At 33.6% G+C, this 22,582-nt stretch carries 17 protein-coding genes; 13 read left to right on the forward strand and 4 right to left on the reverse strand.

The annotated features are described in order from the left end of the window. Positions 1 to 300: 300 nt before the first annotated feature. From EDD63_RS06855 to EDD63_RS06870, 4 genes are read left to right on the forward strand one after another with little or no spacing between them, the layout of a single operon-like run. The gene (locus tag EDD63_RS06855) at positions 301 to 1,785 is read left to right on the forward strand and encodes a TIGR02677 family protein (protein ID WP_134169812.1); all 1,485 of its coding nucleotides are present in this window, start codon (positions 301 to 303) and stop codon (positions 1,783 to 1,785) included. Continuing rightward, positions 1,782 to 2,897, forward strand: coding sequence for a TIGR02678 family protein (locus tag EDD63_RS06860; RefSeq protein ID WP_134169814.1), 1,116 nt, complete (start codon positions 1,782 to 1,784; stop codon positions 2,895 to 2,897). The genes EDD63_RS06855 and EDD63_RS06860 overlap by 4 nt, the downstream gene beginning before the upstream one ends. Then, a complete protein-coding gene (locus tag EDD63_RS06865; RefSeq protein WP_166667573.1) occupies positions 2,890 to 6,888 on the forward strand; it encodes a TIGR02680 family protein in 3,999 nt (1,332 codons plus the stop codon). The genes EDD63_RS06860 and EDD63_RS06865 overlap by 8 nt, the downstream gene beginning before the upstream one ends. Next, positions 6,885 to 8,174 carry a TIGR02679 domain-containing protein gene (locus tag EDD63_RS06870; protein ID WP_134169817.1) on the forward strand — a complete coding sequence of 430 codons (1,290 nt, stop codon included), beginning with the start codon at positions 6,885 to 6,887 and terminating at the stop codon, positions 8,172 to 8,174. Before EDD63_RS06865 ends, EDD63_RS06870 begins: the two co-directional genes overlap by 4 nt. Before the next feature lie 333 nt (positions 8,175 to 8,507). Here the strand turns inward: EDD63_RS06870 and EDD63_RS06875 are convergent, their stop codons facing one another. Next, the gene (locus EDD63_RS06875; RefSeq protein WP_134169819.1) at positions 8,508 to 9,068 is read right to left on the reverse strand and encodes a hypothetical protein; all 561 of its coding nucleotides are present in this window, start codon (positions 9,066 to 9,068) and stop codon (positions 8,508 to 8,510) included. A gap of 179 nt (positions 9,069 to 9,247) precedes the next feature. After that, the gene (locus EDD63_RS06880; RefSeq protein WP_134169820.1) at positions 9,248 to 9,595 is read right to left on the reverse strand and encodes a hypothetical protein; all 348 of its coding nucleotides are present in this window, start codon (positions 9,593 to 9,595) and stop codon (positions 9,248 to 9,250) included. 189 nt (positions 9,596 to 9,784) lie between these two features. On the opposite strand from EDD63_RS06880, the gene EDD63_RS06885 reads away from it, so the two are divergent. Continuing rightward, positions 9,785 to 12,004: an alpha-galactosidase gene (locus tag EDD63_RS06885; protein WP_134169822.1), complete on the forward strand. Its 2,220-nt coding sequence runs from the start codon at positions 9,785 to 9,787 to the stop codon at positions 12,002 to 12,004. Positions 12,005 to 12,046: 42 nt separating this feature from the next. Here the strand turns inward: EDD63_RS06885 and EDD63_RS06890 are convergent, their stop codons facing one another. Continuing rightward, on the reverse strand, positions 12,047 to 12,940 hold the full coding sequence (locus tag EDD63_RS06890; RefSeq protein WP_134169824.1) for an AraC family transcriptional regulator: 894 nt from the start codon (positions 12,938 to 12,940) through the stop codon (positions 12,047 to 12,049). Positions 12,941 to 13,072: 132 nt separating this feature from the next. On the opposite strand from EDD63_RS06890, the gene melB reads away from it, so the two are divergent. The 3 genes from melB (at position 13,073) to EDD63_RS06905 (ending at position 15,723) form a co-directional block, all read left to right on the forward strand. Next, positions 13,073 to 14,500, forward strand: coding sequence for a melibiose:sodium transporter MelB (gene melB, locus EDD63_RS06895; RefSeq protein WP_134169826.1), 1,428 nt, complete (start codon positions 13,073 to 13,075; stop codon positions 14,498 to 14,500). Then, on the forward strand, positions 14,454 to 15,119 hold the full coding sequence (locus EDD63_RS06900) for a YczE/YyaS/YitT family protein (RefSeq protein ID WP_134169828.1): 666 nt from the start codon (positions 14,454 to 14,456) through the stop codon (positions 15,117 to 15,119). The genes melB and EDD63_RS06900 overlap by 47 nt, the downstream gene beginning before the upstream one ends. Before the next feature lie 238 nt (positions 15,120 to 15,357). Further along, positions 15,358 to 15,723: a desulfoferrodoxin family protein gene (locus tag EDD63_RS06905; protein ID WP_134169830.1), complete on the forward strand. Its 366-nt coding sequence runs from the start codon at positions 15,358 to 15,360 to the stop codon at positions 15,721 to 15,723. Positions 15,724 to 15,760: 37 nt separating this feature from the next. On the opposite strand, the gene EDD63_RS06910 is transcribed toward EDD63_RS06905, so the two are convergent. Further along, a complete protein-coding gene (locus tag EDD63_RS06910; protein ID WP_134169832.1) occupies positions 15,761 to 16,594 on the reverse strand; it encodes a hypothetical protein in 834 nt (277 codons plus the stop codon). A gap of 133 nt (positions 16,595 to 16,727) precedes the next feature. Between EDD63_RS06910 and EDD63_RS06915 the strand changes: the two genes are divergently transcribed. From EDD63_RS06915 to EDD63_RS06935, 5 genes are all read left to right on the forward strand, one after another. Then, a complete protein-coding gene (locus EDD63_RS06915) occupies positions 16,728 to 17,906 on the forward strand; it encodes a phosphoglycerate kinase (RefSeq protein ID WP_134169834.1) in 1,179 nt (392 codons plus the stop codon). A gap of 9 nt (positions 17,907 to 17,915) precedes the next feature. Beyond that, positions 17,916 to 18,662, forward strand: coding sequence for a triose-phosphate isomerase (tpiA, locus tag EDD63_RS06920; protein WP_134169836.1), 747 nt, complete (start codon positions 17,916 to 17,918; stop codon positions 18,660 to 18,662). Positions 18,663 to 18,776: 114 nt separating this feature from the next. Continuing rightward, on the forward strand, positions 18,777 to 19,667 hold the full coding sequence (locus EDD63_RS06925) for an ABC transporter ATP-binding protein (protein ID WP_134169837.1): 891 nt from the start codon (positions 18,777 to 18,779) through the stop codon (positions 19,665 to 19,667). Continuing rightward, positions 19,654 to 20,901, forward strand: coding sequence for an ABC transporter permease subunit (locus EDD63_RS06930; protein ID WP_134169839.1), 1,248 nt, complete (start codon positions 19,654 to 19,656; stop codon positions 20,899 to 20,901). The genes EDD63_RS06925 and EDD63_RS06930 overlap by 14 nt, the downstream gene beginning before the upstream one ends. Then, positions 20,898 to 22,379 (forward strand): ABC transporter permease subunit, encoded by a 1,482-nt coding sequence (locus EDD63_RS06935; protein WP_134169841.1) that lies wholly within the window; start codon positions 20,898 to 20,900, stop codon positions 22,377 to 22,379. Before EDD63_RS06930 ends, EDD63_RS06935 begins: the two co-directional genes overlap by 4 nt. Positions 22,380 to 22,582 lie beyond the last annotated feature (203 nt).

Consider the following 22,582-nt stretch of genomic DNA (forward strand, 5'->3'; position numbering starts at 1 on the left):
GTAGATCCTATCGTGCTTAGTGTTTTACACGATGATAGACGAGAGATTTGAATTTGAAACACTTACAATTTGATGTCAGTTTGTTAGGTGAAAAGTGTCCATATTTGTTCTCTAGTAACAATGATGGATACTTTTCTTATATCGAATACGTAGTAAAAAATTGAAATTATCTCATAAATAAGGATATATGACGAGTTTTCTTCTGCAAGTGATTATATTTATTTATCGGTCCAAAGTATATAAGCCACATTCACATCCTATCTAATCTTTGATATAATGCAAATGAAAAGCGAGAGTATTATGGAAATTTATGAGAAACTAATTAAACAAGTTACAGAAGTAAAATACTTACAGGCGGAGAATGCAGATCGATATCGTGTAATTATCCGTCATTTTTTTAATGAATATGAAAGTATACAATATTGGTTATTTAAAGAAGATGTATATGAGATGATGATGGACACTGGCTTTTTTAAAGACTATACAATTGAAAAATGTCAAAGCGATTTGGAAGCATTAATCGAGTGGGGAAATTTGAGCGCCATTCAAGATACGTCCAAAGTAACAACAATTGATGAATTTAAGAATAAAAAGTATCGATACCAACTAAATGAATATACTGTAGAGATTGAACGTATGATTTTACGTTTAGAAAATTTGGAAATAGAAGGAGCGTCACTAGAACCAACCTTGTTGGAACGATTGGCTACTTCTTTACGTAATTTTCCTAAAATCTTACAAAAGAATAGTGAAGGAATTAGTGTTTGGTGGCGTGATGTAAACAATGATTTCATGAGATTGAATCAAAACTACCAAGATTATTTGAAAACCTTAAACTCACAACGAGCAGAAGAATTGATGCAGTCTGAAGAGTTTCTTGTCTACAAAGATCATTTGATTTCATATTTACGTAACTTCGTGTTGGGGTTACAAAAGCATGGGTCGATTATTGGAGGATATTTGCAACATGTAAATACAAAGGATGTAGATTCCATGGTAGCAGAAGTAGTTGCCTATGAAATGTCAATCCCACGTTTGGATCGTATCATTGATGAAGAAGAATTAGAAACTTCCATTCGTAAACGTTGGAATAATCTCATACATTGGTTCGTGGATGGCATAAGACAAAGTGAGTTATCAAGACTGTATGATACGACTAATGAAGTCATTCGCAAAATTACTCGTTATGCACAACAAATTAGTGAGAGTAAACACCGTAATGCAAATCGTAAGCAAGAGTATAAACATATCGCCAACATTTTTGGAAAATGTGATTCCTTATTTGAAGCACATTGTTTGAGTGCACAAGTATTTGGTGTACGAGATATGTTTCATTTTGTGGATTTAGATGCGCGTAGTACAGATAATATAGATAGTGGTGTATATGATGAAAAACCAAGTATGAGAAAACTTGAACCTCGTGCACGTATCGCAAGGAAAACAACGACACGTGAAGTAGCAAGAGATTACGCATTAGAAAAACAGATGTATCTACTACAGGTGGAAGCAGAAAAAAAGAAACAACAAGATACACTTAATGAACTTATGCAAGAAGGAAAGATAACATTTCAGGAACTCCCTTTAATTTCTGCGTTTACGCGTAAAATGTTACTTACATGGGTTTCCAAAGCACTGCAAAATAAAAACAAGCAAGCAAAGACTGAATTTGGTACACGCTATAAAGTACATGTACCTGATGTTGAAGATACATGCAAAGTAGAGTGTGAAGATGGAATATTTCACGCACCTAATTTTGTGATTGAGTTTATGGAGGATGTACAATGAAAGAACTACAAAGCTTAATCGCAAAACAGTGGATAATCAAGGCAGATGATCCAGAATTGTACTATAAGATTAAAGACCAACTGAAAATACTCCGCAATTTTGTGCAGGAGAAATTAGGATATCAAATCATAGTGAGTCCTTTGATGATTAAACTTGAGAAACTACCAGCAAAAGCGGAACCTTGGATGGGGATTCAAGAATTTCAAAGTATTAAAGAATATCAAATGCTTTGTTTCGTATTAATGTTTTTAGAAGACAAAGAAAATGAGCAACAATTTGTACTTTCGGAAATTACAGAGTTTATACTTGTGCAGTTCCAAGATGAAAGCATTGATTGGACAAAATTCACAACACGTAAGCAATTGATTCGAGTACTTAAGTTTTGTGTTGATATGGGAATGTTAGTTGTTAATGATGGAGATGGGGAATTGTTTTCAAAAGATGTTGAAATTGAAGTGTTGTATGAAAATACTGGAATTTCACGCTATTTCCTGCGTAATTTTTTTAGTGATGTGTTACGTTTAAATCAGCCAAGAGATTTTCATGATTCGACATGGTTTGATGTTGATGAAACCAGTGGTATTGTACGTCGACAAAGAGTGTATCGTCGATTATTGCTTTCACCAGGAGTCTATCGTGAAAACGATGCATTAGAAGATTTTGCTTATCTTAGAAATAAAAGAAATCAAATTGAACGTGATTTTCAAAGTTTCTTACCTTGTGAAATACACTTACATAAATCTAGTGCCTATTTAGTTTTGGAGGACTATAAAAAAAGTTCATACTTCCCGAAAACCCAAGCCAAAGATGAAGTGCTTTTGTGTATATGCAAAGCTATTCAAGAGTATGCAGGTGAGCAAGTATTAGCAGAACATGAAATACTGTCTTTATCATTTAAAGATTTTGAACATCTTGTATTTCAATGTATTACACGAATTATTAAAGCTTTACCCAAAACGTATCGTGATAAAACAGTTTCATTACTAAGCAATGAGGCAATTGAACACTTAATTAACTATGGGTTTGTCGTAGTGGAAAATGAAATAGTGAAGATCCAACCAATTGTGGCGAAAATTGGTGGTAGCTATGAAGGAGTAGATGACAATGAATAAGAAATGGAAAATGCATCGGTTTGGACTTATCGATTTTTGGTATTATGTAAATGAAGAATTCTACTTTTCTGATGGACATATGCTTCTTAGAGGGAGTAATGGTAGTGGGAAATCTGTAACGTTACAAAGTTGTATTCCTTTGCTACTGGACGGAAATCGTAGTAGCGAAAGAATCGATCCGTTTGGAACACGCGCAAGAAAAGTAGACACTTATTTAATTGATGAAGACAGTGATCGTGAGGAACGCATTGGCTATCTTTACTTGGAATTTAAGAAAAGTGATAGTGAGTTATATACAACTATAGGAATGGGACTTAGAGCACGTAAAAATAAACCACTTGAAAGTTGGTATTTTGTGATTGAAGACAATATGCGTGTCAATAAAGACTTGCAACTTATCAAACACGGTCTTGCGCTGACGAAAAAAGAATTACGTAATATCATTGGTAATCAATTAATTGAGCAACAAAAACAATATATGGAAAAAGTTAATAAAGTACTTTTTGGTTTTGAGACAACTGAAGAATATAAGGAAGCAATTGATTTGTTACTTCAAGTACGTCGTCCAAAATTAAGTAATGATTTTAAGCCAACAATGTTAAACGAGGTACTTAATCAATCTTTACAACCACTAAGTGAAGAAGACTTACGTCCTATGAGTGAAGCGATTACCAACATGGACAGCATCAAAGACCAGTTGGATACACTCAAGATTAATATTCAAGCTGCAAATGTTATTGAAAAAGAATACGATTTACATAGCTATTACAATGTGTTTAGAAAGCTTGAACTTTATGAGCAAGAACAAAAACAACTAAAATCTTTGCAAAATGAATTGGAATTCAAAGGAAAAGAAATTCAACGTATTCAACAAGAAAGAGAGTATTTAGATGCGCGTCAAATCGATTTAGATAATGAGCGTAGTATCTTAGAAGAAGAACGTCGAAGTTTAGCTAGTGACGACATACAAGCAAAACAAGATACTTTACAAGATGCAAATCATAAACATGGTGATTTAGTTATTGCTTTGGCCAATAAAGAAAAGAAAATAAACGCACTTGATAGTGATCTGTGGGATCAACGCAAGCGCGAAAAACAAAAACAAGATGAGATGGATGCTAAGTACGCACAACTACAAATATATATTCAAGAATTGGATGGACTTCATGAATCCTTTGTTTTTGGTGAACACGAATCCATGAAAGAATCCGTCTTTCCAAAACTTGAAAGACAATATGATTTAAATCATGAACGTACACAACTACAAAATCTGATAACGAAGACAAGAGAAGGATTGCAACACTTTAAAAATCTTTCGATTTACCAAATGCAAAAGAATAATATTCAAGAAGCTTACGAACTTGATAAAGAGGTATATACGATACAAGAAAAATTGTTGGTGCAACAACAACAAAACTATCAAAATGTAGTGGAAGACTATAAAGCAAATATCGTCAGTTGGAATTATGAAAACCATTTACTAAAACTAAGTGATGAACAAAAACAACAAATGATGAAAGCTTTACTTGCTTATGAAGATCAGCAAGATTATCACACCATACGTGATTGTCTCGATACGCTCTACAAGAAACAGGAAAAAGAATTTCTACATAAACAATTATTCCTAGACAATAAAAGCAAAGAAATTCACCAACAAAAAAGTCAAATGGAAAGAGAGATGGAAGTTTGGCAAAATAAGCAAGATATTCAGCCAGAACTACACCAAGAAGCTCTAGAAAATCGTAAGTTGTTGCGCAAAATGAAGATTCCATTTGTGCCGTTTTATAGTGTGTTGGAGTTTGATCCAAACATGCAAGACTCACAGCGAAATTATTGGGAAGAAGTGATTGATGCAACTGGCTTACTTCACGCAACAATTGTTGAAGAAAAGTACCGTGAACAAATCTTATCTATGGATGAAGCGTATGCAGATGTCTATGTCTTTACAGAACGCACTTTAGAGTCTATTGATTCTTATGAAATTAAAGCAAACACAACGCTTGCTCAAATCATGGATACATTACAGATTGTAGAGAAAAGTAAAGTCATTGTACACGAACAGACAATTCAGTTAGGATATCTTGAGAAACGAATTTCACAAAGAAATCAATCCAAATACATTGGAAGTAAGGCGCGTGAAGCATACCGTAAAAAGATGTTGATGCAAATGCAAGAGCAACTTGATGCAATAACTTTATTGATGGAAGAAAATCAAAAAGAGTGGCAAACATTACAAGATGATAAACAACAACTAGAAAATGAGTATCATGGATTTCCTAGTGAAACGCGATTATATGATTCCTATAAAGCAGTACACAATGTAGAAATTGCATTAGAGAATCTACAGTCCCAAATGGATATTAAAAACAAGAACTTACAAGAGATTCATGCAAAAATGCAACCGATTGTTTTAGAAATCAATAAGATTGCTAAACTTGTGGATATCGAAGAAAATGAAGTAGTTTTTCAAGAAAAATTGGAAGTAATGAAGGACTATGAAACAGTATTCACAAGATTTAGTGACTTGCAAAATAAATACTATAGTGATTTTGAGATTTTGCAGACACGAAAAGAAATGTTAGAAAGTACGCAACTACAATTAGATGAAATACAAGGTGATGTGATACGTATAAAACAAGATATTACGAAAGTAGAAGGTCAAATTTCAATACTTGAGGAACAACTTCAAGACTTGGGAATTGCAGATATCCAACAACGCTTAGAAACAATTGGTAATCGACTTTTCTCAATTGGAAAAGAGCGAGATAACAATCAATTAACGATTGGAGATCACAATCGAAATATTCTTAATTTAAATGATGCAAAAAATGAGATAGTTGAGCAAATCAAACAGCAAGAAGTAAAAGTTGTGCAATATCAAGATGTTCTTATCGAAGAATTACAAATTGGATATTTTGAACATCCTATTAATTCCTTTCAAGAACTTAAAGCGTACAAAACAGAAGATCATGAAAAACGTATGTTACTGGGAAAAAATACTGCGAAGATGCAAGATATTTTCCATAATAATAAGGCACCATTAGCTGAATACCATTTATCAAATACACCATTACAAATAATGGATGGTGTTGAAGGAGTACCAACACGTTTTGTGATTGATGCTAAATTTGCTGGAAAACAAGTGAATTTCTTCAAACTAGTTGAAATTTTGAAAGAAACGATTGAGGAACATGAAAAACTACTACTCGATAGTGATCGTCAATTATTTGAAGATATATTGATTCACACGATTAGTAGTAAGGTAAAATACAAAATTAATCAAAGTCGACGTTGGGTCGAACAAATGAATGTATATATGGATGCAATGAATACAAGTAGTAATTTGAAATTGCAACTTGTATGGAAGGCAAAAAAAGCTGACGATGATGAACAAATGCATGTAAATGAGTTAATTAAGTTATTAGAAATTGATGCAGCAATTATCAAGCCAAGCGACTTAACAAAAATTTCTCGTCATTTCCGTTCAAAGATTAACCAAGCACGGACCATCGCAAATAGTACAGAAAGCTTTAGTAGTTTTCATCAAATTATGAAAGAAGTAATGGACTATCGTTCATGGTTTGAATTTACTATTATTTATGAAAAAGACTTAGTAAAAGATAAGGAACTAACGAATAATAAATTTGCGACTTTCAGTGGTGGAGAGAAAGCAATTTCGATGTACATTCCTTTATTTTCAGCCGTGGCTGCAAAGTTTAGTAGTGGAAAAGCGGATGCACCAAGTATGATTGCTTTAGATGAAGCGTTTGCGGGAGTTGATGATAACAATATCGAATCAATGTTCGAATTAATAGAAAAGTTTAACTTTGATTATATTATGAACTCACAAATCTTATGGGGAGATTATCCAAGTGTTAAGTCTTTAAATATATATGAATTACATCGACCTGAAGGAGGTAAGTTCGTTAGTATATTTAGATACCACTGGAATGGACAAGAAAAAAGTTATATTGCAGGAGATGTTGCATGATTGAACAATTTGTCCGATATCTAAAAGATACACCAGGACTAGTTCGTTTTATGGATGCGTGGAAGGAAAAATATATCAAACTAAATACACTAGGTGGCACTATTAAACTAGATGATTTAAGCACCGAAGAGAAAAGTGCGATCGGTGCTTTAATCGGACGTGACTTAAGTCAGCAAAATTCTATCGTATTAAGTTATACAAAACTTATTAAAGCTTTGCGCAATACAAGATTTGAGGAAGTTGATTTTCAAGATGTTGTACTTGCATATTATGATGGATGTATTGTTTCCAAAAAAGAGGAAAATGCGGTACAACAAGAAAAAAGGAAAATATTAAAACATAAACTATTTAATGATCTTAAGGCGACTATAGCTTATGGGTGGTTAGTAAAGATGGAAGTAGAAAATCCATCTTTATTCACACAAATGCTTCAACAATATAAACGAAATCCACAAAGAATTATGATGATTACCCAAGCACTTAATACACTACCCATTTGGGAAAATAAGGTACGTTCTTTAAGTGTGTTTGCTAGCAGTGTTGCACAAGATCCACATTTTTTTGATGGTGGTAGCAACCTTAATTTCTTGTTGCACGCCATTCAATATGCATTAGATGTACAAGAAACACCAACAAGTCGTATTGAAAAAAATGAAATACTTGCAAGAGCTGGGTTGCTAAAGGAAGAAACCACAAATTACATTACCGTATTTCAAGTACAAATGAAAAACAAAAAGAATATTGAAGATGTTGGTCTTACTTGGTTTACAAAACAAGGACAGTCGATAAATCTACATATTGGAAATTTACAGACATATCAAGAAGCTTATGGTAGTACCCATATTCTTATTTTAGAAAATCCTTCAGTATTTCAAGTGCTTCAACAATATTTAATTGATCAAAAAATCAAGAATGTAGGGATTGTTTGTACATATGGAGAGTTAACTTTAGCTGCCTATAAACTTTTAGATATTCTCAAACTATGCGATGCACATTTGTATTACGCAGGAGATTTTGATCCTGAAGGAGTACTTATTGCACAAAGAGTAAGTCAACGTCTAGAAGGGAACATCTCATTTCTTCACTATACGAAAAGTGATTTTGAATGTGCAAGTGCGAAAGCTATTCACTCAGATTCACGTCTGCAGAAATTAGAAAATGTTTCATTAAGTGATTTAAGTGTAATTAAAGAGTGTATACGAGAGTTTCAAACTGTTGGGTATCAAGAAGCATTACTTACTAAATATATGCGGACAATTGATGTGTGGAATATGAGTATGAAGTAAATGATGATGCAATTGTGTCATAGAAAATACGTAAATGATACTATCGAAAGTGTATTGGAAAGACAAAAACATCGAAAATTTGAGTTTATTGTCCATGCATATACTCTTTCAATGAAAATATACAAAAGATAGATACTGTCATTCGTTTTACATCAAACGAGTAGATGACAATAGCTATCTTTTCTTTTACAAATTTGTAGAATTACTAAAAAATTTCAAACTTCACTTACAAGTTGAATTGTATGTCGATACATAACACGTATGTCTATTTATATCCCACATGTATATTATTATCTATTCTTATTTATGACAACTAAAGCAAATAATCACAACTTACTTTTTGGTGTAAATATCACTTTCTGCAGGCATCGCTTGTCCTGAAGTCATTCTAATTTTATCGTTATTAGTAGATACGATGATTGTTTTTTCACTTCCATCATCCGTAGGTACATAGCACTCAATGTCTGTTCCAGGAAGATAAATTCCAACAGCAAATCCGCCTACTGAATCTTTATTACCAATACCCCACCAGAAATAATTATTCATTTCATTGTAGTCGATAGATGATGCAATCTGACTGCTTGAATCATCACCAAATTCAGGATCGTGGAAATATACTGTTCCATCCATGTTTATCGTAACTACATCGCCGTTAGAGTTTACGTAATCTCCAGCAATCGAAGTTCGGTCGTTATTAAGCAACTCATTCTTTATTGTTTCATTATCTTTAGTTGGATCAGTTTCAACTGGTTGTTTTGATTCTTCATTATTTGAGTCCTCTTTTTTTACCTCATTTGCTTCTTCTTTCTTATCCGTTTCATTTGCTGATTTCCCATTTGCAAAACATCCTGTACTCAATAATAATACTAGGACCAATAATAATTTCTTTTTCATAGATTATCTCCTTTACATATGATTGTTCTTCTATAATCATAATATCACAAAAACAATAAAGTTTTGACGTTAAAAGTATCTATGATAGGAAGCAGCTATCGTTAATGATGATTTAAAGTTATTGCAAAGTATTGATTATTAAAGTGAAAGTGCTGGCTGTGAAAAAAGAGTCTATAAGCTTATTTTAAAGACTCATTTGAAAATCGTTGTTTTAGTTTCTTATCTTCGTGTAAATACCAAGTTACATACAGTAAATAAGAAGCAATTAGTAGTACTAAACCGATGGTATCGTTCGTGATATACGCATTAATAACAAATGGAAAATTTAGCACAATCCCTAAAGCGATTAGTGCTTTTTTTACAAGAATTCTAGATTCATCCATATATTTTTCTTTTTTTTCATCATCCAATTTGTAATAAAATGTATAATCACCAAAAATCAGAGCCTTTTTGCTTGATAATCGAATCCCATAAATTACAAATGCAATTGTCCAATATGCAATGTTGGTAATAACCATCCCTAACATGAATTCACATCCCCTCAATGTTTGAAATTATTATAGCATTGTCATTTTATGTCATCAACATTGGAAAGCTTGTGATGCGTTGATTACATAAACAACTAACATTTTGACTGTTTCTTACAACGAAGCTAACTCTTCGAAAGAAATGAAAGGGATTACAATCAACATATAGCTACAAGGAGGCATTATATAATGATTGTAATCAATGAAAAGACAAAAGTGTTTCACCTACAAAATCATGAGATGAGTTACATTTTTGAAGTAATGAAAGATGGTTCATTAGGCAATTTATACTTTGGAAAAAAAGTACATGTTAGAGATCATTATGACTATCTACATGAAAGCGAATATCGTCCAAATACAGCATATGTGTATAAAGGAGAAGTTGACTTTTCTAGAGAGCATTTGCGGCAAGAGTTTCCTGTTTATGGATCTACTGATTTTCGACAACCAGCCATAACCGTTCAACAAGAAAATGGAAGTACGATTAGTGCATTTGTTTATGAAAGTCACAATGTGCTAAAAGGAAAACCAACATTAAAAGGGTTGCCTGCTACTTATGTTGAAAGCGATGATGAAGCAGAGACATTAGAAATCACACTGAAAGATCCAGTGACAAAATTACGTGTAGTATTGTCATATTCAATTTATGAAAATTTACCAATCATCACTCGTAGTGTTCGTGTTCATAATGAGGGAACACAAAAACTTCATTTGCAACGATTGATGAGTATGTCATTAGACTTACCAGATATGAAATATGAAATGTTGCAGTTATCAGGGGCATGGTGTCGTGAGAGAGTACCACACTTTCGTCCGTTAACTAGTGGTATTCAAGCAATCGAAAGTAATCGAGGATCATCAAGTCACTATCAAAATCCATTTCTTGCATTGAAACGAGAAAATGCTACAGAACATTATGGAGAAGTAATTGGATTTAGTTTTGTGTATTCTGGTAATTTTCTAGCACAAGTTGAAGTAGATACATACGACGTTGCGCGTGTAAGTATGGGAATTAATCCGATGACCTTTGATTGGGTGCTAGAGCCTAATCAAAGTTTCCAAGCACCAGAGGTTGTCATTGCCTATAGTCAAAGTGGATTAAATGGCATGAGTCAGGCATTTCATACACTATATCGCACACGATTAGCTAGAGGTGTATGGAGAGATAAAGAACGTCCAGTCCTGATCAATAATTGGGAAGCAACTGGAATGAACTTTACTGAAGACTTACTTGTTACCTTTGCCAAGCAAGCTTACGAAGATGGTGTAGAATTGTTTGTGCTTGATGATGGTTGGTTTGGCGGCCGTCGTCATGAGCGTGCTGGTTTAGGTGACTGGGTAGCAAATAGTGATCTATTACCAAATGGAATACATGGATTAGCAAATCGTATTGAAGAGATAGGATTGAAATTTGGATTGTGGTTTGAACCAGAAATGGCAAATGAAGACAGTGATTTGTATCGCAAGCATCCGGATTGGATTATTCAAACGCCAGATCGTTCTTGTTCACATGGCCGCCATCAATATGTTTTAGATTATTCTCAAAAACAAGTAGTTGATGCTATATATGAAATGATGGCGAAAATTCTTCGTGAATCAAAAGTTTCTTACATTAAGTGGGATATGAATCGATGTATTACAGAACCATATACATCATCTTTACCACCAGAGCGACAAGGAGAAGTGTTCCATAGATATATACTAGGTGTCTATGATTTGTATGAACGACTTACAAGTGAATTTCCTGATATTTTATTTGAGTTTTGTGCATCAGGAGGTGGACGTTTTGATCCAGGAATGCTGTATTACTCGCCACAAGGTTGGGCAAGCGATGATTCGGACGCAATTGAGCGTTTAAAGATTCAATATGGTACTTCTATGGTATATCCACTTAGTTCGATTGGTGCACATGTATCAGTGAGTCCAAATGAACAAGTATTTAGGGAAACACCAATTTCTACACGTGGAAATGTTGCCTACTTTGGTTCTTTTGGGTATGAATTAGATCCAACGAAATTATCGAAAGATGACCGCGAAATGGTAAGACAACAAATTTCATTTGTGAAGCAATATCGAAAAATTATACACCAAGGTACCTTCTATCGACTGATGAGTCCATTTGAAGGAAATTACACTGCTTGGATGGTGGTTTCACAAGATCAGAAAACTGCAATCGTTGGATATTATAAAGTATTAAATGAAGTAAATGGACCATTTTCACGTTTATACTTACAAGGGTTGAATGAACAATATATGTATGAAGAAATTTCAAGTAAACAAGTTTACTATGGGGATGAACTACAAAATATTGGATTTGTAAGTAGTGATGCTTCTTGTGGGCAGGTGATTGATGGACGTCCAACATCACATGATTTTGATTCTAAGGTTTGGGTTTTCCAAGCAAAATAAAGAAATGACAACAGTCTAAGTTGATGGCTGTTGTCATTTTTTCTATTTCATGATTTTTGCGTCTTCATTGAGCATTAAGGATTCACCAGTTCTAGCAAACTCCTGTTGCTTTTCATACTCTTGTTTTCGATATGTACTTGGTGTAACGCCTGTTTTTCTTTTGAAGGCTTTGGAAAAGACTAAAGGATCAAGATATCCACTATTTTCAGCAATTTCTTCAATCGTGAAATTACTTAAACCAAGTAGTTCCTTTGCTCGAGTCAAACGATAGTCGGTTATATACTGTTGAAGTGTCACATTCATTTCTTTTTTAAATAATGAAGAAAGATAACTTCTATTTAAGGATAAACTGTTTGCAAGTTCACTAATAGAAATCTTTGTTGCATAGTTTTCCTTTATGTAGTTAATAGTATCTTGGATGTAAGGATTGGCACTTTGATCTTTTGCGATAGTTGTGTGATCATCACTCAATTTAATAATTGAAAGCAAATGATATAAATGTGATGTTAACATGAGCTCATCTTGAATGAGAATTTGATCTATGCATAATATCTCTTCAATAATTGATTGAATACTTTCTATTTGGTCTACATGAAAGACAGGATGATACATATCATATCCCAACGCTTTCATGTATGCACTCGCATGTGTTCCAGAAAAAGCAATCCAGTAATACTCCCAAGGGTCGTCTTTATCAGCTTGATAAAAGGTTTGTATTTCTGGGGGAATAAGAAATCCCATGCCGCTTTCTAATTCAAAACGTTGATTTTCTAAATAGTAGACACCTTTTCCTTTTGTGATGACATGAAAAATGTAGTTTGGTCGAACTGCAGGACCATAACTATGGAGTGGACTACATTCTGCTTTACCTGCAAACAAAAGATTCAAATCACGGTGTTCATCAAAACCAAAAGTCTTTACATAACTTCTTTCCATACACGTATCCCTCTAACACAAAATATAACATTTTGACTGTTTATGAAAACATTATACTCTACTGTAATCGCTTTCACAATACTATACTTTAGTTAAGGATAAGCGCGCACCTTGATTAGGAGGAAATGTATTATGAAAGTACCTTTTAGACAAAAATATTCCTTTGGGCTAGGAGCCTTAGGGAAAGATGCAGTTATATGTTTTGTGGGAACCTTTTTATCGTATTACTTAACAGATGTATTATATTTAGCACCAGCATTTGTTGGATCACTATTCTTTGGTGCTCGTATTTGGGATGCCATTAATGATCCGATTATGGGGATGTTTATTGACAACACACGTACTCGATTTGGAAAGTTTCGAATTTGGTTAACGATTGGAACATTATTAAATGCGGTGGCATTTATCTTATTGTTTACTAACTTTGGATTAACTGGAACCAACTTGTATATCTATATTGCAGTTGCATATGTTGTGTTTGGAATGACATACACGATTATGGATGTTCCATATTGGTCATGGTTACCTAACTTAACAAATGATCCTGAAGAACGAGAAAAAGTATCCGTAATTCCTAGAATCTTTGCAAGTTTGGCAGGGTTATTAGTTGGAACATTTGGATTACAAGCAGTTCAAAGTCTAGGAAATGGAAATGAGCAAACAGGATTCTTTATCATTTCAATTCTTATTAGTATCTTCTTTATTATCACAATTGGAATTACAGTAACCAATGTTCCAGAAAAATCTACACTTAACCAAGAAAAGGGAGCAAAGATTACATTAAAGAAGATGATTCAAGTTATCACGAAAAATGATCAATTATTGGCTTTTATTGGCTTGTTGTTAACATTTAACTTAGCAATTCAAATATTGAATGGATTTATGATTTACTACTTTAAATATGTAGTAGGAAATGAAACATTCTTCTCACTATTCTTCTTTACGATTTTCGCAGAAATGTTAGGTTTAATGTTATTTCCAAAAGTTAGTCAATTATTATCAAGAGAAAAAACCTATGTTGTAGCATGTGGAATGCCAATTATTGGAATGTTATTGTTATTTATCTCTGGAATGTATGCACCAAATAATGTAGTACTTGTCATGGGGTCAGGTCTTATTTTGAAATTTGGTTCAGGTCTATCTTTAGGGGTTACAACAGTTGCAATTGCCGATTGTATTGATTATGGGGAATTAAAATTTGGAACAAGAAATGAAAGTATTATCTGTTCAGCACAAACATTCTTAATGAAACTTGCACAAGCAGTTTCTGGATTATTAACAGGAGTTGGATTGTCGTTGGTTGGTTATGTACCAAATGTACAACAATCAGCATCTGCAATTACTGGAATTCGTGTGTTAACATGTATTGTCCCAATAATCTTTGTTATTTTGAGTTTAGCAATCTACCGTAAGTTCTATAAATTAAAAGGAGCACGTCTACAACAGTTATCTTTAGATGTTCAAGAATTACACGAAAAAGAACAGACTAAAACTGAAAATGTAGAAATGCCAAGTGAAGCAAACGTTGAATCAGGAACACTTGCAAGTGAATCTCAGTAATAAGATTTTACAAGTACGACTTGTCATTAGCGGTGTAATTATACTAAGTTTAGGAATTGCTTGTATGCGTTATAGTATGCAAGGAACTGATCCATTTGTGACGATGAATATAGGAATTGCACAATCACTTCAAGTTAACTTTGGTACAGTTCAAATGATTGCAAATGTTATCTTACTTTTAGTGATGATTCGATATGCACGTTCCATGATTCATCTGGGAACATTTCTAGGAGTATTTACTGTTGGATATTTAGCGGATTTCATGTTTAGCTACATTCAACAAATTCCATATTCCACAGTAACAATAATTTGTTTTTGCGCATTTGGTTTACTTGCATGTTGCTTTGGTGCAGCATTATATATGTCGGGGGACTTAGGGATAGCACCATATGATGCATTTGGACTTATTATTGAAACAAAACTTCATGTAAAAATCCCATTTCGATGGATTCGAATCATTAGTGACTGCATTTGTGTGATTATTGGTTTTGTTTTAGGTGCTCCAATCGGAGTAGGAACACTTATTACAGCATTCTGTACAGGTCCTCTTATTACGTACTTTCGAACACTTATTAATCAACGAATAAAAGAGAGAACAAAATGTACAGTAGTCGTATAAATAATTATAGTAAGCAAAAAAGCACTATAGTGTGGGTTGCTTGAATATTAAAGAAAGGGCACTTGACAGAAACGTCGAGTGTCCTTTTAGAAATATTTATAATGCATGTTTACAGCAATCATCTATTGCATTAACTTTGACATCTAACAAGACGATTTTTCACAAGCACTTTAGATGCAACAAAAGATATATAATGCTATCCTTTATATATAGATAAAGAAATATATAGGAGGAAGATATGCAATTTGTTAAATGTGAAGGTTGCGATTCAATCGTAGCTGTGTTATCAGAAGGAAATGTTTGTGCAGGTAAGGAGAATGAAGTATTAGTACCTAATACATCAGATGGGGCTGGTGAAAAACACGTTCCATATATTGTTTCAAATGATGGAGACGTCTTAAAAGTACAAATCGGTGAAGTTGAACACCCAATGGTTGATGTTCACTGGATCGAAATGATCGTTGTAGAAACAAAGGATGGAATGATGATGAAACGTTTACACCCAGGTGATAAACCATATGTAGAATTCAACATCAAAGGTGAAGAAGTTGTTGCTGTATATGAATACTGTAACATCCACGGACTTTGGAAATTAGAAATGTAATATAAAAGAGGCGGTTTCACACTGCCTCTTTGTCTATCTATTGGTTAATTTTACTGATTTCTACATCAAGAACTTCCACTTGGAAGTTTGAATATAAATCATCGTAGTATTCCACATGTTTTAGTTGATCATGGTGATCCACAATGAATACTGCTTTGACAAGGTTTTCAATCTCGTAAATATACGTACCTGTATATCTTGCAAAATTACGTAATTTAAAGTCTGATAGCAACTCGAAACCTTTGAGTTGTTTTTCTTTAGCAAGACGTAATTGTGTATACACGGGTTCATTTGTGATGAGATAAAACTTCACATCTGGATATTTTTCGAGTAGAACTTCTAAGCGTTTGGCATCTTTGATCATTGCATTATCTTCAAGTGAAGGTAGTGTAATGTATACTTTTGGTTCGCGAATGTCATGTAAATCAAGCACTTCTTCCAGCGGATTCATAATTTCAATACTTGGAAATACAAAACCTGTTTCTAAAGGTTCAAGATTTCGAGTGTAAAATACCTCAGTTGTTTTTAGCGTCACATCTTTATGCTGACGTTGTTTGCTTTCCTTTGGCTTTTGCACAGGTGCTTGTTTTTGTGGTTGTGGTTTACGATTTTGTTTCTGCTGTGGCTTTTGATTTGGATGATTGGATCTACGTTGCTGTGGATTGACATTTGATTTGCTTAATTTCGTTCCATTGCTACGACTATGTTTTGGTTTAGTCTTTACTGGTTGTTCCTGTTTTGTAGGCTGTTGTACCTTTTTTTCAGGTTTAGCAGTACTTGTTTGTTTCTTTTTATCTGTATGATATTTCTTATTTTTATTATAAGATTTTTGATTCTTGTTTGACTTTTGTGTAGTCTCTTTCTTTTCCATGAATACGTCTCCTGTTAATGTTATTATTATACACTAAAATAGGCGATGTTTGAAATGTGAATAAATTCGCAAAGCACTTTAATTACAAAAAACAAAGTGATATAATAAACACGTTACGAAATAGGAGGCTATTATGGCAAAAAGAACTGTTAAAGATTTAGATGTAGCTGGAAAGCGCGTCATTTGTCGTTGTGATTTCAACGTTCCTAGAAAAGATGGAGTAATCACTGATGACAACCGAATTGTACAAGCATTACCTACAATTCAATACCTAATTGATAATAAAGCGAAAGTTATCTTAATGTCTCACTTAGGAAAAATTAAAACTGAAGAAGACAAAGCAAAAAACTCATTAGAAGTTGTTGCTGCTGACTTAGCAAAAAAATTGCCTGGAGTTAATGTTACATTCTGTCCAGTAACTCGTGGTGCAGAATTAGAAGATATGGTTGCCAACTTAAAAGATGGTGACGTATTACTTATGCAAAACACTCGTTACGAAGCAGGAGAAACAAAAAATGATCCTGAATTATCTAAATACTGGGCAAGCTTAGGAGACTTATTTGTTGAAAACGCATTTGGTTCTGTTCACCGTGCTCACGCTTCAACAGTAGGAATCCCTTCAATTTTACCAAATGCATTAGGATTCTTAGTAGAAAAAGAAGTAGATATGCTTGGTAAAGCAGTAGATAACCCAGTTCACCCATTTGTTGCTATCATTGGGGGAGCAAAAGTATCTGATAAAATCATGGTAGTTGAAAACTTACTTAAAAAAGCTGACAAAGTTATTGTTGGTGGAGGTATGGCTTACACATTCCTTAAAGCACAAGGAATTGAAGTTGGTAACTCATTAGTAGAAGAAGATAAAATTGAATTAGCTAAAGAATACTTAGCAAAAGCTGGAGACAAACTTGTATTACCTGTTGACAGTGTATGTGCTGACAAATTTGCTGCTGATGCAAACACACAAGTAATCGAAGGAAACATTCCTGAAGGATGGATGGGACTAGATATTGGACCTAAATCAATCGCATTATTTGAAGAAACACTTAAAGGTGCAAAAACAGTTGTTTGGAATGGACCTATGGGTGTATTCGAAATGGAACCATTTGCTAAAGGAACTTTAGCAGTATGTACAGCAATCTCTGAACTTCCAGGGGCTACTACTGTTATCGGTGGTGGTGATAGTGCTGCTGCTGCAATCCAATTAGGATTTGCTGACAAATTCTCTCACATCTCAACAGGTGGAGGGGCATCATTAGAATACATGGAAGGAAAAGAATTACCTGGTATTGCGGTAATTTCTGATAAATAAGGAGATATCATGGCTAGAAAACCTATTATTGTTGGAAACTGGAAAATGAACAAAACAATCGCGGAAGCAACTGCTTTTATTCAAGCATGTGATGCTAATGCACACGATGGAGCTGACTTTGGAGTTGCTACATCATACTTAGCTTTAAATGAAGCTAACAAACTTGCAAAAAACTTAATTGTTGCTGCAGAAAACTGTCACTTTGAAGAAAGTGGTGCATTCACTGGAGAAGTAAGTGTTCCAATGTTAAAAGAAATCGGTATTACACACTGTATCATCGGACACTCTGAAAGAAGAGAAATGTTCGGAGATACTGATGAAACAGTAAACAAAAAAGCGAAAAAATTAATCGATAACGATATGACACCAATCTTATGTATCGGTGAAACTGAAGCACAATATGATGCTGGAGAAACAGAAAAAGTGATCCGTGAACAATTAACTGGATCATTAGCAAACCTTTGCGCAAACTGTGTATCTAACATGGTTATCGCTTACGAACCAATCTGGGCAATCGGAACTGGTAAATCAGCAACTAAAGAAGATGCACAAAACTGTTGTGCAATCGTACGTGACCAAGTTAAAGTTATGTACGGAGATGAAGCAGCTGAAAAAGTACGTATTCAATACGGTGGATCTGTAAAACCAGAAAACATTGTTGAATACATGGCTTGTCCTGATATTGATGGGGCATTAATTGGTGGAGCTTCTTTAAAAGAAGATTCATTCAATGACATCATGTCAAAAGTAAAATAGTATATTACTTAGAAACGTCTGGGGTTATCCTGGACGTTTTTTTTGCGTGTCATTATTTTTTTGTGTATGATTATAGATAAGTAAGTGTGTCAATTTCGAAAAGAGGAAGAATGTATGAATGTATTAGAAGTAAAAGGATTACATAAAAAATATGGAAGTCGTGATATTTTACATGATGTCAACTTTCATGTGGGTCTTCATGAAATTGTAGGGTTTGTTGGTCCAAATGGAACAGGAAAAAGTACAACGATGAAATGTATTGCTGGTTTAACAGAGTTTCATCAAGGACAAATTTTGATTCATGGACATGATATTCAAAAAGATCGAATTGCTGCATTAAGTGAGCAATCTTCATTTATCGAAGGTCCCGCACTATATCCTGAACTGAGTGGAAAAGATAATATTAAGTTATTTGCTTCACTTCGTGGTGTGAGTAAAGAACGCGTACAAGAAATGATTGATATGACAAAACTAGAAAAGCATATCAATCGAAAGGTTGGTCAATACTCAATGGGGATGAAGCAACGTGTGGCACTTGCAATCGCACTAATGAGTAAACCTAAGCTAATTATGTTAGATGAACCAACGAATGGTCTAGATCCTTCAGGTATTTTAGACTTATTAAGTATGGTAAAAGAAATTACCCAAACAGAAGAAGTTGGCTTTCTTTTTTCATGTCACACATTATCAGATGTTGAGAAAATTGCTGATCGTGTCATCTTTATTAAGGATGGGTCGATGGTAGATGCATCAACTTATGAGCAATCACAAAAGATTTCATATCATGTAAAAGTAAGCAAGAAAGCACATGAAGTGTTTACGCAGTTAGGTTTAATCTATCAATATCATGATTTGTTTCAAGCATATACAGTGGAAATTAAAGACATAACTCTTGATACTTTATTGAGTGCACTTCAAGATGCACAAATTGAAATACTAGAAATTACGAAGATTGAACAAAGTGTAGAAACGATGTATAAGGATATTTATCATGAAGAGAGCTAATATCTTTGCCTATGAATTTCGTAAGTTTGTGGCAAGCAAACGAATGATTGCGCTGTTTTTAGCGATTCTTTGTTTATTTGGTTACAATATGATGCAAGCCAATCAACAAACAAAAGAATATGATCGACAGTTATTGTGGGATTTACGCCCTTATCGAACAAGCGTATCGAATTTATCTGATTCTGCAGTTATGACAATTATTGAGATGGAACGAGTGTTTAAAGAAGAAGGAATCGATCCATTATTGTGGTACCAAAATGAAGAGTATGCAAAGGTAAAGGAAACCTATGATAAATATAATGATGCATACTTTGTGTTAGATGAAGAATTTCAGATGGTATTTGTTCCATTGATGTATAACTATGAGCCAGCTCGTTACAGTGAAAAAGAACGTTGGGTAGAAACTCGACTAAAAACCAACGCACTGAAACAAGAACTATTTGAAGAAGGTAGTGTAGGTACATTGGATCGCGTCCAAACAGAGTTAAAAGCTCAAGGGTATTTTTATCAATATTTAAAGGATCATCAAATGACAGAATACGATAGTCCAAATGAAATAAATGGTGCAAACTTTTTAGTGAATATGTTTAAAGGATATAGTTTATTTATTATCTTCTGTTTGTTTGCATTTCACATGGTGTATGCTTATACAATCGAAAATGACAATGAAACGTATAAACTATTAATGGGTGCTCCTATATCAAGAACACGATTAGCGATCTCACGGTTTATCTTTCATACCGTTTGTATGATTGTAATGATTACAGTTTGTGCACTTATTGGATTTACAGTTGCATCAATTATTGGTGGACTTGGTAATTTTGGCTATCCGCAGATCATCAATCGTACGGAAATTATTCCGACATCCACATATTTACTTTATGCAATAGGAACATCACTACTAGCAATTCTTTCGTTTAATGCGCTAGTTGCTTGTATTACAACCCTACTTTCGTTTTTCGAAAATGCGATGATTGCAACAGGAATTGTACTTGTGATTTTGGTGTTTATGCGTTTGTTGAATGTTACAGAGCCAATCTTATATTACATTTTCCCATATTTATTTGTGTTTGGTGATATTTTCATTGCACAAATCAATCAAGTTTCGATTCTACTTGTTGTGGCATGTGCATGCATTCATATTGCAGTATTCGTCTTTGCAAATATCTGGATGTTAAAACGAAAAGACTTTGGGAATTTCCAAGTATTTGATAAGCGAGGTGCACGTGTATGAAAACGTATTTTTTCTATGAATGCAAACGCATTATAAAAAGTAAGAAGTTCATTATCGCTTTGGTATTTGTGTTACTTGTATATGTATTTACGATTGTCGAGTTAAAGAATGAAGATCAAAAACGCATGATGAATGATGAAATCATGGACATTGTGCAACAACAAACAAATGGAAACATACAAAAAGATGACAATATAGATGGAGTACTCAGTGATTTATTGATCCAAAAAGAAATGGATTTTTATCTTTTTAAAAATGATATAGGGATTTATGACGAATATGGAGAAATTGTTCAATTAACAAAATCACAAAAAGTCATTAATGATTTTCTAGATGGCGAAATTGAACATATTCAAACAATGATCAATAATAAAGAAATTGATTATGAAGTGCTCGGTGAAATGAATATGAAGGAATTTATTTTTCAAACACTTTACGAATACCAAAGAATCCCAAAAATGAGTGATATGGATTATTCATATCAAATTGCAGAAGTGAATAAAATTGCTGCTGCGCATGGAATGAAAGATGTTCAACTTGCTTTGGAAGACTACAAAGAAGATATTCGTAATGCCAATGCTGGATTTGGATACTATGAAAATAACTTCTATACATTTCAATTTATTCTTCGATATACGGATACATTAAATCGACTGAAAATCCGCGATTTAACTCCATACAGTGTCAATAGTTCGACCGTATTATATCAGCTTGTATCAAATAGTATTCAAATTGCAGTACCAGTACTTATTATGTTGATGTTCTTTAACTTGTTTGATAAAGATAGAAAACAAGGAACATTAAAATCCATATTGATTCAACCAAAACGAAGAACACTTAGTTATGATGGAAAGATTATTTCTGGATTATCGAGTAGTTTACTTATGGTCTTTATTCCGATTATACTAATTGCGGGAATATTGTTTGTAAGTGATCATGGAGCATATACATCCTATCCAATGATCATGAGAACTAGAGATACGATGCGTGTCAACGTTGTCACAAATACGAGTGATTTATTAGAGGATTTATACTATTCCGGTGAAATTGATTCAAAAACATTACACTATGGATTAAGCGAGTATTCACCAGAACGTTATGATTATTACAATCAAAAACCAGCGTTGAGTTCGGATTTACTACCGCTATGGCAATTCAATTTATTATTGGTTGCAGCAGTGATTTGCTATGTAGCATTTACCTGTATGTTATTTGTTTTCATCAATACACTTATCAATAATCGGTTGATTGGATGCTTAGTATTTATGGCAATTGTTGTTATTGGACATGTAATATGTCCGATAGGGACACTAGAGAAAATGAATGTCATCAATCCGTTTGCTTATAGTAATCCAATTCATAACTTGCAAGGTACATCATCTTTTGGATGGCCGTATATTTATATCGTTTTGCCAATATATACACTACTTATGTATATTGCAGGAAAACTAGTTTATCGATTTAAAAAGTTTTATTAACAGAAAAGTCATCTCAGTGCTGGGATGACTTTTAGATTATGACTGATAGTTATAGATAGATGATAGATAAAGTGATAGATAAAGTGATAGATAAATGATAGATAAAAGGTAAGCGTAAAATAATACACGGATTTTCAAAATAGCATACAAATGATAGGGTATCTCTATAAAAGGAGGTACCTTATTTTGAAAGAAACAACAAT

It is taken from the genome of Breznakia blatticola (assembly GCF_004365815.1).
GTDB lineage: Bacteria > Bacillota_I > Bacilli_A > Erysipelotrichales > Erysipelotrichaceae > Breznakia > Breznakia blatticola.